Genomic DNA, 15,801 nt, shown 5'->3' on the forward strand with positions numbered 1-15,801 from the left:
TTGACAAAAAAGCTTTAAAATAGGTGCACTAGTGAACATTTTTATGGAGAGCGACTTGTCGCAATCAATAGTAGAAGTCAAGGATGTTAGCTTTTCGAGAGGCAATAGAACCATATATAAAAATATGAGTTTTAGCGTTCCTAAAGGTAAAATTACTGCGATCATGGGGCCAAGCGGAATTGGCAAAACCACTATGTTGCGTTTAATTGGTGGTCAGCTTAAACCAGATTCAGGTGATATTTTATTTGAAGGTGGCAGCATCCCTAAAATGTCTCGCAAAGAGCTATACGAAGCACGTACTAAAATGAGCATGCTTTTTCAAAGTGGTGCGTTGTTTACTGATATGTCGGTATTTGACAATATTGCGTTTCCTATAAGAGAGCACACAAAGCTAAGTGAAGACCTTATTCGATTAGTTGTATTAATGAAATTACAAGCGGTTGGACTGCGTGGCGCTAAAGATTTAATGCCCTCTGAGTTATCGGGTGGTATGGCAAGGCGTGCTGCACTTGCGCGCGCTATAGCGCTTGATCCTGAGCTAATCATGTACGATGAACCATTTGCAGGGCAAGATCCTATTTCAATGGGCGTATTGGTTAAGCTAATTAAGTCGCTTAACGAAGTATTGGGTTTATCGTCTTTAATTGTGACGCACGATGTGACGGAGGTAATGAGTATTGCCGATCACGTTATAATTATCGCCGATCAAGGGGTAATTGGTTGTGGTACTCCTGATGAAATGCGCAATCATGAATCTCCTTTAGTTCAACAGTTTTTAAAAGGCTTGTCGGATGGTCCAGTACCATTTCATTTTCCGGCTCAAGCTTATGCAGATGAACTGCTTGGAGAAAAAGCATAATGTTGGATTTATTTCAAAAGCTAGGGCATAAAACGCTAGGACGTTTTGCGGCTCTTGGCCGTTCGGCTTATATGCTGTTTAGTGCGCTAGCGCATGTTCCTAATTTTAAAAAAGGCACACCGTTACTTGTTCGCCAACTTTATATGGTCGGTTCGCAATCGTTGCTGATTATTATGGTGTCGGGTTTGTTTATCGGCATGGTGTTGGCTTTACAGGGCTACACCGTATTAGTTGGTTATGGCGCTGAGGATAGTTTAGGGCCGTTAGTGGCACTGAGTTTATTGCGAGAACTGGGCCCGGTTGTTACTGCATTACTATTCGCAGGACGTGCAGGTAGCGCATTGACTGCTGAAATTGGCTTAATGAAAGCAACAGAGCAACTTTCATCACTTGAGATGATGGCAATCGACCCGCTAAAACGAATTATTGCACCGCGCTTTTGGGCTGGCTTTATAAGCATGCCATTGCTTGCCTTAATATTTTCAGCCGTAGCAATCATAGGCGCTCACTTAGTGGGTGTAGATTGGCTGGGAGTTGATACAGGTAGCTTTTGGTCAATCATGCAATCACAAGTATCGTTTCAGCAAGACATACTAAACGGTATTATTAAGAGTTTTGTATTTGCCATAGTGGTGACCTGGATTGCACTTTATAAAGGATATGATTGTGTGCCGACCTCTGAAGGGATCAGCAAAGCAACCACCGAAACGGTTGTTCATTCGTCATTAGCAGTTTTAGGTTTTGACTTTATTTTGACAGCGGTAATGTTTACCAGCTAATAGGGTATAGATAATGAATTCACGGAAATTAGAAATTTTAGTTGGTTTTTTTGTAGCACTTGGCATTTTAGCGTTTGCGATGCTTGCACTTAAAGTTGCCAATTCAGGTATTAGTGGCTCTGGCGAAACATATACGCTTAATGCCAAGTTTGAAAACATAGGCTCGTTAAAAGCACGTGCACCTGTAAAAGTAGGTGGTGTTGTAATTGGTCGTGTTGAATCAATTTATGTTCACCCACAAGAGTTTTTACCAGTGGTAAATATGACCATTGATGCGCAGTACTTATGTCGTTTTTCAGACACAAGCTCAATCTCTATTTTAACGTCGGGTATTTTAGGTGAGCAGTACTTAGGTATTCACCCTGTAATTTCTCCAGATTCGGCTAAACAACGTTGTTTAGGCGAAACAGTGACTGAAAACAAGCAAGATGAAGCAATTGACGATTTGTTTGGTGTGGAAAGTAAAGCACTAGGTGATGGCGATTCAATTACTGATACTAAGTCTGCCATTGTACTTGAAGAATTAATCGGGCAGTTTTTATTCAACCAAGGTAGTGAGTAATTATTATGTTGAAAAAGTTTTTAGCTATTGTAGCAATTGGCACAATGACGCTAACTCAAAGCGTAAGTGCAGCAGATGTTAAATTGGTTGATCCAAATAAAATGGTACGCCAAGTTGCCGATAATACATTTGCACGTATTAAAAAAGATCAGCCATTAATTGTTAAAAATCAAGAGCATCTTCGCGTAATCGTTGAAGATGAATTAATGCCTTATATCGACTACAAATATGCAGCACTTCGCGTACTAGGTAGTGAAGTATCTAAAGTACGTGCAATTACCGACGAAGCTGAAAAAGCCAAAGCAATTAAAGAAATTCAACGCTTTATTGGTGTTTTTAGAGAGTACTTAGTTGCTACTTATGCAGGTGTATTCACTCAATATACAAACCAAAAAGTTGAGTTTGGTGCAGAACAAGCATTTAAAGGCAAAGATGTCGTTGTCGTTAAAACTAAAATTATTGAAGATGGTAAACCTGATATCAGAATCGATTTTAAAGTACGCGAAGACCGTGACGGTGAATGGCGCGCGTACGATATGATTGCTGAAGGTATTAGTTTACTAGATGCAAAACAAAGTGAGCTACAAGGTATTTTGCGTCAGCAAGGTATTGATAATGTAAGTAACCTTTTAGAGCAAAAGAGTCAGCTACCAGTTCAGTTTAGAGGCAGTAACTCGAATGACTAAATTGGCAATAAGCCAAGTTGATGGACAACATTTTCGAGTAAACGGTGAGCTTACTCGAAATTCAATTGGCGATGAACAGCTTCTGAACAACAAGCTATTAACCAAGCATAAAATCATCTATTTCGACCTAAGTGGTGTATCTAGGGTTGACACAGCGGGCTTAGCTTGGTTAATTCACTCTTTTGCAGAATTAAAGCAGCAAGGCATTCGCCTTGAATTGCAAAACCTACCTGAGCAATTGCAAAATTTAATGCAACTGGGTCAGGTTACAACCCTATTTGAGTGAGAGTTATGGAAACTAGCCAAGTCGAAACATTATTACGCGAAGAACTTCAATTAGCTGAAGTACATGTAAAAGCCAATGGTAGTCATTATGAAGTTGTTGCAGTAGGTGAATGCTTTGACGGTTTAAGCCGAGTTAAAAAGCAGCAGCTAGTTTATGGCCCATTAATGAATACAATTTCAGATGGCACAATTCACGCAGTATCTATTCGTGCATTTACTCCTGTAGAGTGGAAGCGTGAACAAAAATTTATTTTACCGCAATAAATAGGGCCTCTTAATGGATCAATTTGTAATTCAAGGTGGTACTTCACTTGCTGGTGAAGTGACTATTTCTGGCGCTAAAAATGCCGCACTTCCTATTTTGTTTGCTTCATTATTAGCTGATGGAAAAAGTACATTTACTAATGTACCGCGCCTTCGCGATATAGTGACCACTGAAGCCTTATTAAAAACTCTAGGCGCTGATGTTAATTGGCACGGCGATACGCTAGTGATTGACGGCGCAACGGTTAATAAGACATTAGCGCCATACGACTTAGTTAAGCAAATGCGTGCCTCTGTACTTGCATTAGGCCCTTTAGTTGCTCGTTTTGGTGAAGCTCAAGTGTCTTTACCTGGTGGGTGTGCTATTGGTGCTCGCCCTGTTGATATTCATATTCAGGGTTTGGAGCGCATGGGCGCGGTAATTAACGTTGAAAATGGTTATATTAATGCCAAGGTAAACGGTCGCTTAAAAGGCGCTGAAATCTTTATGGAAATGGTAAGCGTAGGCGCTACCGAAAATCTATTGATGGCAGCTGCCCTCGCTGATGGTAAAACCATACTTGATAACGCTGCACGCGAGCCCGAAATAATTGATTTAGCTAACTGCTTAATTGCTATGGGCGCTAAAATTACGGGTGCAGGCACTAGCCGCATTGAAGTTGAAGGCGTTGAGCGTTTAGCAGGATGCGAGCACAGCATTTTACCAGATAGAATAGAAACAGGTACGTTTTTAGTCGCTGCAGCAATGGCAGGCGGTGAAGTACTTTGCAAAAACACTGACTTTCATTCTCTTGAGCCTGTGATTGAAAAGCTACGTGCAACAAATGCACACTTAGAAGTACATAACGACAGTATTTATCTTGATATGCGCGGCCGAGAACTGAGAGCCGTGAATATTAAAACAGCTCCACACCCAGGTTTTCCTACGGATATGCAAGCTCAGTTTACAGCATTAAATGTAGTAGCAAATGGTAGTGCAACGATTACGGAAACGATTTTTGAAAACCGTTTTATGCATGTACCTGAGTTGCAGCGTATGGGCGCTAATATTCGTTTAGAAGGGCATACCGCAATTTGTGGTGAGACTGAGAGCCTAACGGGCGCGCAAGTGATGGCAACCGACCTACGCGCTTCAGCTAGCTTAATCTTAACGGGTATAGTGGCACAGGGTGAAACGGTTGTTGACCGTATTTATCACGTTGATAGAGGTTATCAGCGCATTGAAGATAAGCTAAGTGCGTTGGGTGCAAATATTAAACGTCGAAGTAGTTAAGTAGATATTTAACTAGCTAAGCTATTTTAAAAAGGTCGGATACGCAAATTGCTATCCGACCTTTTTATTGACGATTTATGAAAGTTGGTATTATTTTTTATTAAAGCTTTGTTTCAAGCTCTGCGACAGTCACCATAATCTTTTCTATTTTACCATTCCGGTAAAGCTCAAATTCTATTTCTTTACCTGGTTCTGTATTACCTATTTCTTCCAGCACTTTTTGTGGATTTGCTACCGAAAGCCCTGCAATTTTAATAACAATATCTTGCTCTTCAATACCCGCTTGCCATGCTGGTCCCAAAGGGTCTAAATTAGTAATACGCATGCCAGTAACTGGGGTCAGACTGTCGTTTACTTCCTTGCCGGTACTATCTACTGCTGTGCCTTCAAAGCCTAAATAGCCGCGCACAACGCGACCATGACGAATGAGCTTACCCATTACTTTTTTAGCAAGTGAGTAAGGAACCGCAAAGAATATTCCTTGAATATTCAAGTTCTCACGCGTTTTAAACTGCGCAGAAGTAATGCCGACTAAATCACCATTGGAGTTAACTAATGCGCCGCCAGAGTTGCCCACATTAATAGCCGCATCCATTTGCAATAAGTTATTGTACGGACTGTCTGTAATTTTTTGCTTACCCGTTGCGCTAATAATGCCTTGCGTGATTGTTTGGCCTAAATTAAGCGGGTTACCTATGGCAAGTACAACATCGCCTACACTGGATACATAGCTATCATTTACAGGAATTACCGGAAGGTGATCTGCATTTATTTTAAGTAAGGCTAAATCAGTAATAGTATCAAAACCAATTAGCTGTACATCAAAAAAGCGTCTGCCATCGGTTAGAATAACCATAATTTGATCTGCATTATTAACAACATGGTAGTTGGTAAGAATGTAACCGTCTTGCGACATGATGACGCCAGAGCCTAGCTCTTGTACCGTGTTTTTTCTTTTATAACGAGGTTCTTTGGAGATACTTTCTGAAAAAATAGTAACCACAGAAGGAGCTGCTCGTTTAACTGCATCAGAAAAACTCAGGTGACTCGAACTCATTGCGCTTGGTAGGGGAACATTTGGAAGTAAAGCCGCTCGCATATTAGGGCTGAAAAAAACCACTAAAAAAGCAATACTTAGGCCTGCAAATAAAGGGGGAAGAATAAATTTTATTAGTTTCAGCACGATTTTCTTATTATGTAAGTGAGCAATCTCTTTATGATGACATAAAAAAAATAACAGCGGCAAGTGCCACTGTTATTTTTATTACATTAATAGTGCTATTTATTACTGAATTAAAATAAATATAGACTCACGACCACGTTGCACGCCAAGTACTATATTACCTTTTGTACTGTCGATGATTTTATTCATGTCGCGAATTGTTTCTACTCGTTGACGATTCACTTGCATAATAATATCGCCTTCTTCAAGGCCAACACGGGCAGAAGGTGAACGAGGATCTACAGAAGTAACCTCAACACCTTTATTACTGTTTTTTTGTACATTTTCAAGTGTCGCACCTTGGAATGCAGGATGGAGTTCTTCACCGGTCGCTGTAACACCTGATGCACCATCAAGAGTTACTTTCACTGTTTTAATTTTACCATCGCGGTAAATGCCAAGTTTTATCTCACGGCCTTCACCTAGCGTAGCAATTTTGCTGCGTAGTTCATGAAAGCCACTAATGTCGCCACCGTTTATGCTAACAATAACGTCACCAGCTTCAATTCCTGCCTTACTTGCGGCAGTGTCGTCCATTACTTGCATTACATAAGCACCTTGTTTGACATCAAGTTGCTGTGCTTTTGCAAGTCCTGCATCAAGTGGGCGACCAGAAATGCCTAACGAGCCTCGACGTACTTCACCATGTTCAATAATTTGATCGACTAGATTTTTCATCATATTAGATGGAATCGCAAAACCAATGCCCACGTTGCCGCCAGAAGCACCTAAAATAGCGGTATTAATACCAATCAACTCACCATTGAGGTTAACTAAGGCACCGCCAGAATTACCTTGGTTAATAGCTGCGTCGGTTTGAATGAAATCTTCGTAGCCCTCAATGTTTAAACCACTTCGACCAAGGGCACTAACAATACCTGATGTAACTGTGTGGCTAAGGCCAAATGGGTTACCAATCGCAACCGCAAAGTCGCCCACTCGTAAATTATCTGAGTTGGCGAGTTTGATTTCAGTTAAGTCATCAGCGTCTATTTGTAAAAGAGCGATGTCTGATTCTGTGTCAGTACCAATTTTAGTTGCTTCAAATTCACGGCCATCTTCGAGAGTAACTACCATTTTTTCGGCGTCTTGGATTACGTGGTTATTAGTCACTACATAGCCCTCATCAGCATCGATAATGACCCCAGAACCTAATCCACTAAATTGGCGTTTTTGACTGCGAGGCTGCTGTTGTCCAAAAAAGTATTCGAGTGGATCTGCACGGCGGCGTACTTCTTTAGAGCCTGAAACTTGGATACTTACAACACCAGGAGATATTTTCTCTAGCATGGGGGCAAGAGTGGGTAATTGTTGACCATTTACTGCAATTGGCATTTTTGCATAAGACGCTACAGGGCTCATTAATAAGCTTGTAGATAAAATAGCTGCGCTGATAAGTGATAATTTCATTTTCATAGTCAGGGGTAACTCCACTTAAGATAAAGCAAAAACAAAAAGGGCTACTTTAAAAGCAGCCCTTTTTGGTTTATTAAGATAAAACAACAAAGCTGTTATATCTAAAGACTATGGGGTCTAAAAAAAGTTCATCAAGATACTTTAGAATGTTCTGAAACTTTATTTTGACCAGCAAATAAACCAGATTCACCCGATACATAATCAGCTGGTTGCGCTGCGGCTGAAGAACGATCTGAACGACGTTCTTTTAAAGACGCTTGTAGTTGTTCTGTTGTTTCTTTAGAAAAATAAGGTTCTGCTGGTGCTTTATTTCTATCTTCTAAAAGAAGTTGGTTTGTTTCTTCAACGTGACTAAGCAGTTGATCATAGTTTTCTTTCATTTTATTTACGAGCTTGCCAGTATTCGCTAAATGATCAGCTACATCTTGACGATACTGCTCTAACGCATTTTCAGCTTGCTCTGCCTGCTCTTTTAATTCATCTTGTTTGAATTGTTTTTTAGTAACAAATGCGCCAATAAAAAATGCTACAACAGCAGCAATAACAATTAAACCTACCCACATAACTGTGCCCATAAAAACTACCCCTTTGGGAAAATAACTAACGAATGCCGATTCAATTATAAATCATACTAAGTGTAATATACCCCGAGTTATGATGCGTGTTAATATGCTTTGCAAATTAAACTGTGTTTTAACTGTAAATAGATATGACTCCTTGGCAAACATACCAACAAGACTTAAAGCGAGATGACTTTGTACACGACGCAGCACAAGAAAATGCTGTGCGCCATTTACAACGTCTATACGATGACCTAACTCAGGCAAAGCCAAAACAAAAAGGTTTTTTTGCTAAGTTATTTAGTAAAGATGAACCTGCGCCTATAAAAGGTTTGTACTTTTGGGGTGGAGTAGGGCGTGGTAAAACTTATTTAGTTGACACTTTTTACGAATCACTACCGGGCACACGTAAAATGCGCGTGCACTTTCATCGATTTATGCACCGAGTGCATAATGAGCTTAAAAAACTAAACAATACGGCTAATCCATTAGAAAAAATAGCTGACATTTTCAAAGCAGAAACAGACATAATTTGTTTTGATGAGTTTTTTGTTCAAGACATTACCGATGCTATGTTGCTAGGTGGCTTAATGGAAGCGCTATTTGCACGGGGTATAGTACTTGTTGCTACATCTAATATAGTGCCTGATGAGCTTTACAGAAATGGCTTGCAGCGTGCCCGCTTTGTCCCTGCTATAGAACTGGTTAAGCTCAATACAGAAATAGTTAATGTAGACTCAGGTATTGATTATCGGTTGCGTACCTTAGAGCAAGCCGAAATTTTTCATAGTCCGTTAGATAAAGAAGCGGATAAAAACCTATTTGAATACTTCGATAAGCTATCGTCAGAGCCTGGACAATTAGATGAGCCGATAGAGATAGAAGGTCGTTTAATCAAAACGCGAAAAGTAGCCAAATGCGTGGTGATGTTTGAGTTTAGTGAATTGTGCGAAACAGCGCGTAGTCAGGTTGATTACATGGAGATTAGTCGCTTATATAATACGGTGATTATTTCTAACGTAAAACAGCTTGGGCAAACTAATGATGATGCCGCTAGACGCTTTATTGCTTTAGTGGATGAATTTTACGAGCGCCATGTAACTTTAATTATATCGGCTGAAAAACCTATTACCGAACTTTATACCCAAGGTAATTTAAACTTTGAATTTAAGCGTTGTATAAGCCGTTTGCAAGAAATGCAGTCTCTAGAGTATTTAGCTAGAGAGCATTTGGTTTAAATTAGTAGGTAAAAGTGTAATAGGTTAGTCATTAAAAATAAGAGGTGCATATATAGTACTTCTTATTTCTAAAATTTCTTGTGGAAAAAACAACCGGCGAGTAGCAATGTGTTTTAAGTGCTGGTATACTCCCGCGTCTGCCACGTTGCGTTCTATGCCCTCATATAGTCTAGCCACTTGTGAGCGGCGCAAAAGTCTAAAACTCGAAGGGGTTATAGCAAACTTAGAGCAGTAGTTAATATTAACTACTTGTGGTTTTAATTGAAAAACATTGGATTTTTATAAATGAAAACGTTTGTTGCTAAACCAGAAACAGTAAAACGTGACTGGTACGTAGTTGACGCTGAAGGTAAAACTTTAGGTCGCATCGCTACTGAAATCGCTCATCGCCTACGCGGTAAGCATAAAGTTGAATATACACCGCACGTAGATACTGGTGATTATATCATCGTTATCAACGCTGAAAAAGTTACTGTAACTGGTAACAAATTCAAAAACAAAGTGTACTATTCACACTCTGGTTTTCCAGGTGGTCTTAAGTCTACTACTTTTGATAAACTTCAAGCTGCAAAGCCTGAAATGATCATCGAGAAGGCTGTTAAGGGCATGTTGCCACGTGGTCCTTTAGGCCGCGCTATGTACCGTAAACTTAAAGTTTACACAGGTACTGAGCACAACCATGCTGCACAACAGCCTCAGGTTCTAGACATTTAAGGAGCACCATCATGGCAAATCAATACTACGGTACAGGTCGTCGTAAAAGTTCAAGTGCTCGCGTATTCTTACGCCCAGGCACTGGTAACATCGTAATCAACAAACGCTCTCTAGAAGAGTATTTTGGTCGCGAAACAGCACGCATGGTTGTTCATCAAGCTCTTGAGCTAGTTGATATGACTGAAAAATTTGACCTTTACATCACCGTTTCTGGTGGTGGTACAACTGGTCAAGCTGGTGCTATCCGTCATGGTATCACTCGTGCACTTATGGAGTTTGACGAATCATTACGTTCACAACTTCGTAAAGCAGGTTTTGTTACACGTGATGCACGTAAAGTTGAACGTAAGAAAGTGGGTCTTAAGAAAGCGCGTAAGCGTCCACAGTTCTCAAAACGTTAATCTATACGTTATCAAGAATTCAAAAACCCAGCTTATGCTGGGTTTTTTGTTTTCAAATCAAAATGTTTACATTTGCAACTTAATATAAAGTTATTTATATCGACGGTGATACTGGGTGATTGCAGCAATTAATGATGATCAAATTGATTAATAACTGCGTATTAATCAAACGAAAGTTAAAAAACACTCAGATAGCTGCAAAAAAGTTAAATAATTATCGTAATTAGTTTAAATCCATCAGTTAATTGGTGGAATTTTTTGCTACAATTGGCATTGAAGTAAAATGAGTGAGTTTAACCGCACTATGTACAGTTTTTTACTGTTTCCTCTTAGTGGTGTTGATCTTGGTCAGTATATTGTTTTTACAGAAGCGTTATTATAGTCGTTCGGCTTTATTCTCGAGCTTACTTAATCAAGTTTTGATCAAGTTAGTTTTATTCGAGCATAGGGCTTTGAATAACCTTGTTTTAATCAAGGGTTTTAATTATGATCGCTTCTATTTTAAAAATTCGAATAATTAACCTGCTGTAACTGATGTTCTCAATATAGCAAGTGTTGAGAATCATAGTGGAGATAAGTGGATGAGCAATGCGCCTGTAGACAATGGCCGACGTCGCTTTTTAACCATAGCTACCTCTGTTGTAGGTGGTGTTGGTGCGGCTGGGGCTGCTGTTCCTTTTATTGCGTCTTGGAATCCAAGTGAGCGAGCTAAATCTGCGGGTGCGCCTGTAGAAGTAGATATCAGCAAACTTGAACCGGGACAATTAATACGTGTCGAGTGGCGTGGTAAACCTGTATGGGTTGTATCACGGACCCCAAAAATGCTTGAGCAAATGAAAGAACATGAAGGTCAACTTCGTGATCCGCATTCGCAAGAGCCACAACAATTAGAATCATCAACAAATGATTACCGTTCATTACGTCCAGAAATCTTTCTGGCTGTAGGTATTTGTACGCATTTAGGGTGTTCACCTGGCTTTTTCCAAGGTAACTTTAGTGAGAAAGTTGAAGGAACCGATGATGGCTTCTATTGCCCATGTCATGGTTCTAAATTTGATATGGCTGGCCGTGTATTTCAATCGGTACCTGCTCCATTAAACTTAGAGATACCACCTTATACTTTTCTTGATGAGACCACTATTTTAGTGGGCGAAGAAAAAGGGGCAGCCTAATGTTTGGTAAGATTATTGGTTGGATAGACGACCGTATCCCAATGACACGTGTTTGGAACATGCATATTGCACAGTATCCAGCACCTAAAAACTTCAACTTCTGGTACTTTTTTGGCTCATTAGCCATGTTGGTACTAGTAAACCAAATCCTAACAGGTATTTGGTTAACGATGAACTTTGTTCCGTCTTCTGAAGGTGCATTCGCTTCAGTAGAATACATCATGCGTGATGTAGAATATGGCTGGTTATTACGTTACTTGCACTCAACCGGTGCATCAGCGTTTTTCATCGTTGTATATATGCATATGTTCCGTGGCATGATCTACGGTTCTTATCAAAAACCACGTGAGTTACTGTGGTTATTTGGTATGTTTATTTTCTTAGCGCTAATGGCTGAAGCATTCATGGGGTATTTATTACCATGGGGGCAAATGTCGTTCTGGGGTGCACAGGTAATCATCTCCTTATTCGGGGCTATTCCGGTTATTGGTGATGACTTAACACTTTGGATCCGTGGTGACTATGTAATATCAGGTGCAACGCTTAACCGCTTCTTTGCATTACATGTAATTGCACTACCACTGGTTATTGTAATCTTAGTTTTCTTACACATTGTTGCTCTACACGAAGTGGGTTCAAATAACCCTGAAGGTATTGAGATTAAACGTAAGAAAGGCTCAGTAGCTGAAGAAGATAAGCCTAAATTTAAATTTCATGAGTATTACACTGACAAGAAAGATATTGTTGATGCGATACCGTTCCACCCTTACTACACAGTTAAAGATATTGTGGGTGTGGTTGGTTTCTTAATATTGTTCTGTTGGGTTGTGTTCTTTATGCCAGCGATGAATGGCTTCTTTTTAGAAGGTCCAAACTTCGAGGCAGCTAACCCACTTAAAACACCTGAGCATATTTTCCCGGTTTGGTACTTTACGCCATTCTATGCAATATTACGTGCAATCCCTGATAAGTTAATCGGTGTTGCGGCGATGGGTGCATCGATTGTGGTACTTGCGTTACTACCTTGGGTAGACCGTGGTAGAGTTAAATCGGTTCGTTACCGTTGTGGTTTCCATAAATGGAACATTGCAGGTTTTGTTGTAACTTTCGTTCTTCTAGGTTGGGTGGGTGCAACTCCACAAACTGATATGAAAACGATTATTTCTCAAATCTGTACTGTGACTTACTTTATGTTCTTCGTACTGTTGTTTGTATACAGTAAGAACGAAAAAACTAAGCCATTGCCAGAGAGGTTAACGAAATGATGAAGAAGCTTATTATTGGTTTATTTGCTTTATCAGTAAACTTGTTGCCGAACATGGTTATGGCAGCGGGTCCATCGGTTCCTTTAATGGAAGCGAACAACGACCTTACTGATCAACCATCTTTACAACGCGGTGCAAAGTTGTTCATGAACTACTGTCTTGGTTGTCACCAAATGCAGTATCAACGTTATGAACGTACTTTTCGTGATATCGGTATCCCAACAGAGGTTGGTTTAGAGCAGTTGATTTTTGACGGCTCTAAAGTAGGTAGTCATATTACTAACGCGATTACAAAAGACGATGCAGCAAAATGGTTTGGTGCGGCTCCGCCGGATTTAACTCTAATTGCTCGTGTAAAATCACCAGATTATATTTACACGTACTTAAAATCGTTTTATAAAGATGAATCTCGTCCGTTTGGGGTTAACAACATTGTTTTCCCATCGGTAGGTATGCCTCACGTTCTTCAAGAACTACAAGGTTTACCAACACCTATCACTAAAGAAGTACAAGAGCATGGTCACACTGTGACTAAAGTTATTGCTACTGAAACAGATGGTACGGGCGAATTAAGCATAGATGAATACGACCAAGCGGCTCGTGATTTAACAAACTTCCTTGAGTACGTGGGTGAACCTTCACGTCTTGAATCGGAAGCGCTAGGTATTAAGGTAATAGGATTTTTAATTATCCTGTTTATCTTGGCATTTATGCTTAAGAAAGAATACTGGAGAGATGTTCATTAGGTTGAACATTTTTAAAGGTAATTTTGCAATAGGGGCTTAAGCCCCTTTTGCTGTTTTAGTTATTTAATGGAGGTATAGGCATGGCCGTAGCTGCCAATAAGCGCCCTGTAATGACCCTTTTTTCTGGTGCTAACTGTATGTATAGCCACCAAGTACGTATTGTACTTGCGGAAAAAGGTGTAAGTGTAGATATTCATTTGGCTGAAAAAGATAACTTGCCAGAAGCACTTCACGAAATTAACCCTTACGGTACAGTGCCAACACTGATTGACCGTGAGCTTGGTTTATACCAGGCAAACATCATCATGGAATACCTTGATGAACGTTTTCCTCATCCTCCACTAATGCCTGTTTACCCGGTAATGCGTGGTCGTAGCCGCTTAATGATGCATCGTATTGATACTGATTGGTACAGCCTAGCTGACAAAATCAGTAACAACACGTCAGACGCTGCTCAAGCTCGTAAAGAGCTAACAGAAGCATTGCTTGCTGTAGCACCTATTTTTAGCGAAGCACCTTACTTTATGAGTGAAGAGTTTAGCTTAGTAGACTGTTATTTAGCTCCACTATTATGGCGTTTACCAGAGTTTGGTATTGAGCTTAATGGTGCAGGTTCTAAAGAGCTTAAAGAGTACATGATCCGTTTATTTGAACGTGAGTCATTCCAAGCCTCTTTAACTGAAGCTGAGCGTGAGATCCGTTTATAATGACGCCTAATCGTCCTTATTTATTACGTGCTTTTTTTGATTGGATAGTCGATAACGAGTGTACACCGCATTTAGTGGTAGACGCTGGATTTGCAAATGTACAAGTGCCAACACAATTTGTTCAAGACGGACAAATTGTTTTAAACATAAGTCCATCAGCGGTCACACAGTTTTCGTTAGACTTAACCCAACTTAGCTTCAGTGCGCGCTTTGGTGGTCAGCCAATGCAAGTGTATGTACCTCTAGGTGCTGTGCTTGCAATATACGCGCGTGAAAATGGCGAAGGAACAGTCTTTACCGCAGATGAGTTTTTAGAGGACGAAGACGATTTTGTGCCAGAGCTTGAAAGTGTTGATTCATCAGCTGAGTATATTGATGAAACACCACCAGAAAAGCCTGAGAAGAAAAAAGGCTCTCATTTACGTGTTATTAAATAATAAGTAAATGCCAAAAAAAACCGCTGAATAAGCGGTTTTTTTATGTCTGTATTTTGTGTTTACAAGTATTCAAATACTTTAATTACACGCTCTACGCCAGAAACATTGCGGGCAATATTTACAGCTTGAGTTGACTCAGAGTCAGATACTAAGCCCATTAAAAAAACTTCAGCATTTTCTGTCACTACTTTAATGTTATTACTGCTAATGTCTTTTGCTGTTAGTAGCTGGGCTTTTACTTTAGAAGTTAGCCAAGAGTCGTGAGTTTGTGTAGTAATGCCAGTATTTGAGCCAATACGAATTTGGTTATGTATTTTACGAATACCTGAAACGCCCTCAATGGTGCGCTGCGCTTCGTTTCTCATTTCTTCGTTAGATACTTGTCCAACAAGTAAAACAATACCGTTAACGCTTACAGCGCTTATATTGGCAAACTTTTCAAGACGTTCTACTTCGCTAAGTGCAATACTGGCTTTTATTTCAATATTGTTATCGTCAATTTGAGAGCCAATAGTACGGCGGTCATTCGCTGCAGTTACTGCACTGGCTGTACCTGCAACAACAGCGGCTGCGCAGCCTTGCAGTAATACAACAGTACCTAAAACAATAAGAGAGTGTTTAAACATAATTTTCATCCTGAGGGAAAAGCGTTAAATCAACAAGTTCGCTTAAACAATGTAAGTTAACTAAATGGGATTCGATAATGCGGCTAGGGCGTTTAGATGGCGATCTAATTTCAACATCGTTAGGTCCAAGTAGGCCTACCAACTCGCCACCATCATCACCAACCATAACTATGACCTTCATATCTTTAGTTAGTGCAGCTTCAACGGCAGAAATAACATGTTTTTCGTTGCCGTTTATAGCCAATACAAGCAATAAATCACCTTGTTGGGCAAAAGCGCGGACTTGGCGAGCAAATGTATCGTGATCGTCTACTTGAGTACTTTGCCCAAGATTAACGTTTTCTTGCGATAGAGCAATTGCAGGTAAGCAGGGACGTTCGGTTTCATAATGATTAACCAACACACCCGCCATATGCTGAGCGAGCATGTGGCAATTTGCAGTACCGCAGCAAATGAGTTTATTTCCGTTGATCAGACTTTGTGCAATAGTAAATGCAGCTGACTCAAGCGCACTAGGTAGCACTTCACCAGCAGCGATTTGAACTTGAATGCTTTCTGTAAAAATTTCTTTAATTGTGTCTTGCATAGC

20 protein-coding genes are annotated in these 15,801 nt (G+C 40.1%); 15 read left to right on the forward strand and 5 right to left on the reverse strand.

The genetic code is table 11. From position 1 onward, the window contains the following. Positions 1-43 precede the first annotated feature (43 nt). Genes I6F48_RS00585 through murA form a run of 7 tightly spaced genes read left to right on the forward strand, consistent with a single transcriptional unit; the run spans position 44 to position 4,708 of the window. Positions 44-859 carry an ATP-binding cassette domain-containing protein gene (locus I6F48_RS00585; RefSeq protein WP_076915496.1) on the forward strand — a complete coding sequence of 272 codons (816 nt, stop codon included), beginning with the start codon at positions 44-46 and terminating at the stop codon, positions 857-859. Next, entirely contained in the window at positions 859-1,638 is a 780-nt protein-coding gene (gene mlaE / locus I6F48_RS00590; RefSeq protein WP_002957949.1) for a lipid asymmetry maintenance ABC transporter permease subunit MlaE, read from the forward strand. The genes I6F48_RS00585 and mlaE overlap by 1 nt, the downstream gene beginning before the upstream one ends. Before the next feature lie 13 nt (positions 1,639-1,651). Next, positions 1,652-2,200, forward strand: coding sequence for an outer membrane lipid asymmetry maintenance protein MlaD (gene mlaD / locus I6F48_RS00595; protein ID WP_002957950.1), 549 nt, complete (start codon positions 1,652-1,654; stop codon positions 2,198-2,200). A 5-nt stretch (positions 2,201-2,205) separates the two neighbouring features. Beyond that, entirely contained in the window at positions 2,206-2,886 is a 681-nt protein-coding gene (locus I6F48_RS00600; protein ID WP_165739997.1) for an MlaC/ttg2D family ABC transporter substrate-binding protein, read from the forward strand. Then, on the forward strand, positions 2,879-3,172 hold the full coding sequence (locus I6F48_RS00605; RefSeq protein ID WP_010554274.1) for an STAS domain-containing protein: 294 nt from the start codon (positions 2,879-2,881) through the stop codon (positions 3,170-3,172). Before I6F48_RS00600 ends, I6F48_RS00605 begins: the two co-directional genes overlap by 8 nt. Positions 3,173-3,177: 5 nt before the next feature. Then, entirely contained in the window at positions 3,178-3,435 is a 258-nt protein-coding gene (locus I6F48_RS00610; protein WP_002957953.1) for a BolA family protein, read from the forward strand. Between the two features lie 13 nt (positions 3,436-3,448). Further along, positions 3,449-4,708, forward strand: coding sequence for a UDP-N-acetylglucosamine 1-carboxyvinyltransferase (murA, locus tag I6F48_RS00615; protein WP_165727693.1), 1,260 nt, complete (start codon positions 3,449-3,451; stop codon positions 4,706-4,708). Positions 4,709-4,808: 100 nt separating this feature from the next. Here the strand turns inward: murA and I6F48_RS00620 are convergent, their stop codons facing one another. The 3 genes from I6F48_RS00620 to I6F48_RS00630 all read right to left on the reverse strand — a co-directional run bounded on the left by I6F48_RS00620 (position 4,809) and on the right by I6F48_RS00630 (position 7,921). Beyond that, complete coding sequence (locus I6F48_RS00620) at positions 4,809-5,891, reverse strand: trypsin-like peptidase domain-containing protein (protein ID WP_165727692.1); 1,083 nt, start codon at positions 5,889-5,891, stop codon at positions 4,809-4,811. Positions 5,892-5,993: 102 nt separating this feature from the next. Then, on the reverse strand, positions 5,994-7,346 hold the full coding sequence (locus tag I6F48_RS00625; protein WP_010554276.1) for a Do family serine endopeptidase: 1,353 nt from the start codon (positions 7,344-7,346) through the stop codon (positions 5,994-5,996). A 131-nt stretch (positions 7,347-7,477) separates the two neighbouring features. Next, positions 7,478-7,921, reverse strand: coding sequence for a YhcB family protein (locus I6F48_RS00630; protein ID WP_007580324.1), 444 nt, complete (start codon positions 7,919-7,921; stop codon positions 7,478-7,480). Between the two features lie 134 nt (positions 7,922-8,055). Between I6F48_RS00630 and zapE the strand changes: the two genes are divergently transcribed. The 8 genes from zapE (at position 8,056) to I6F48_RS00670 (ending at position 14,586) form a co-directional block, all read left to right on the forward strand. Further along, positions 8,056-9,144 carry a cell division protein ZapE gene (zapE, locus tag I6F48_RS00635; RefSeq protein ID WP_197118604.1) on the forward strand — a complete coding sequence of 363 codons (1,089 nt, stop codon included), beginning with the start codon at positions 8,056-8,058 and terminating at the stop codon, positions 9,142-9,144. A gap of 285 nt (positions 9,145-9,429) precedes the next feature. After that, complete coding sequence (rplM, locus tag I6F48_RS00640) at positions 9,430-9,858, forward strand: 50S ribosomal protein L13 (RefSeq protein WP_007378318.1); 429 nt, start codon at positions 9,430-9,432, stop codon at positions 9,856-9,858. An 8-nt stretch (positions 9,859-9,866) separates the two neighbouring features. Further along, positions 9,867-10,259, forward strand: a complete 393-nt coding sequence (gene rpsI / locus I6F48_RS00645) for a 30S ribosomal protein S9 (protein ID WP_024590200.1) — start codon at positions 9,867-9,869, stop codon at positions 10,257-10,259. Between the two features lie 581 nt (positions 10,260-10,840). Next, entirely contained in the window at positions 10,841-11,431 is a 591-nt protein-coding gene (gene petA, locus I6F48_RS00650; protein WP_007580333.1) for a ubiquinol-cytochrome c reductase iron-sulfur subunit, read from the forward strand. Further along, positions 11,431-12,696 (forward strand): cytochrome b, encoded by a 1,266-nt coding sequence (locus tag I6F48_RS00655; RefSeq protein ID WP_007580335.1) that lies wholly within the window; start codon positions 11,431-11,433, stop codon positions 12,694-12,696. The genes petA and I6F48_RS00655 overlap by 1 nt, the downstream gene beginning before the upstream one ends. Then, entirely contained in the window at positions 12,693-13,442 is a 750-nt protein-coding gene (locus I6F48_RS00660) for a cytochrome c1 (RefSeq protein ID WP_007580337.1), read from the forward strand. Before I6F48_RS00655 ends, I6F48_RS00660 begins: the two co-directional genes overlap by 4 nt. An 80-nt stretch (positions 13,443-13,522) precedes the next feature. Next, positions 13,523-14,149, forward strand: a complete 627-nt coding sequence (gene sspA / locus I6F48_RS00665) for a stringent starvation protein SspA (protein ID WP_002957965.1) — start codon at positions 13,523-13,525, stop codon at positions 14,147-14,149. Beyond that, positions 14,149-14,586 carry a ClpXP protease specificity-enhancing factor gene (locus tag I6F48_RS00670; RefSeq protein WP_024593995.1) on the forward strand — a complete coding sequence of 146 codons (438 nt, stop codon included), beginning with the start codon at positions 14,149-14,151 and terminating at the stop codon, positions 14,584-14,586. Before sspA ends, I6F48_RS00670 begins: the two co-directional genes overlap by 1 nt. A 59-nt stretch (positions 14,587-14,645) precedes the next feature. Here the strand turns inward: I6F48_RS00670 and dolP are convergent, their stop codons facing one another. Further along, positions 14,646-15,212, reverse strand: a complete 567-nt coding sequence (gene dolP / locus I6F48_RS00675) for a division/outer membrane stress-associated lipid-binding lipoprotein (protein WP_165727690.1) — start codon at positions 15,210-15,212, stop codon at positions 14,646-14,648. Next, the gene (locus tag I6F48_RS00680) at positions 15,205-15,798 is read right to left on the reverse strand and encodes an SIS domain-containing protein (RefSeq protein ID WP_002957968.1); all 594 of its coding nucleotides are present in this window, start codon (positions 15,796-15,798) and stop codon (positions 15,205-15,207) included. The genes dolP and I6F48_RS00680 overlap by 8 nt, the downstream gene beginning before the upstream one ends. Positions 15,799-15,801 lie beyond the last annotated feature (3 nt).

It is taken from the genome of Pseudoalteromonas sp. SWYJ118 (assembly GCF_015864505.1).
GTDB lineage: Bacteria > Pseudomonadota > Gammaproteobacteria > Enterobacterales > Alteromonadaceae > Pseudoalteromonas > Pseudoalteromonas arctica.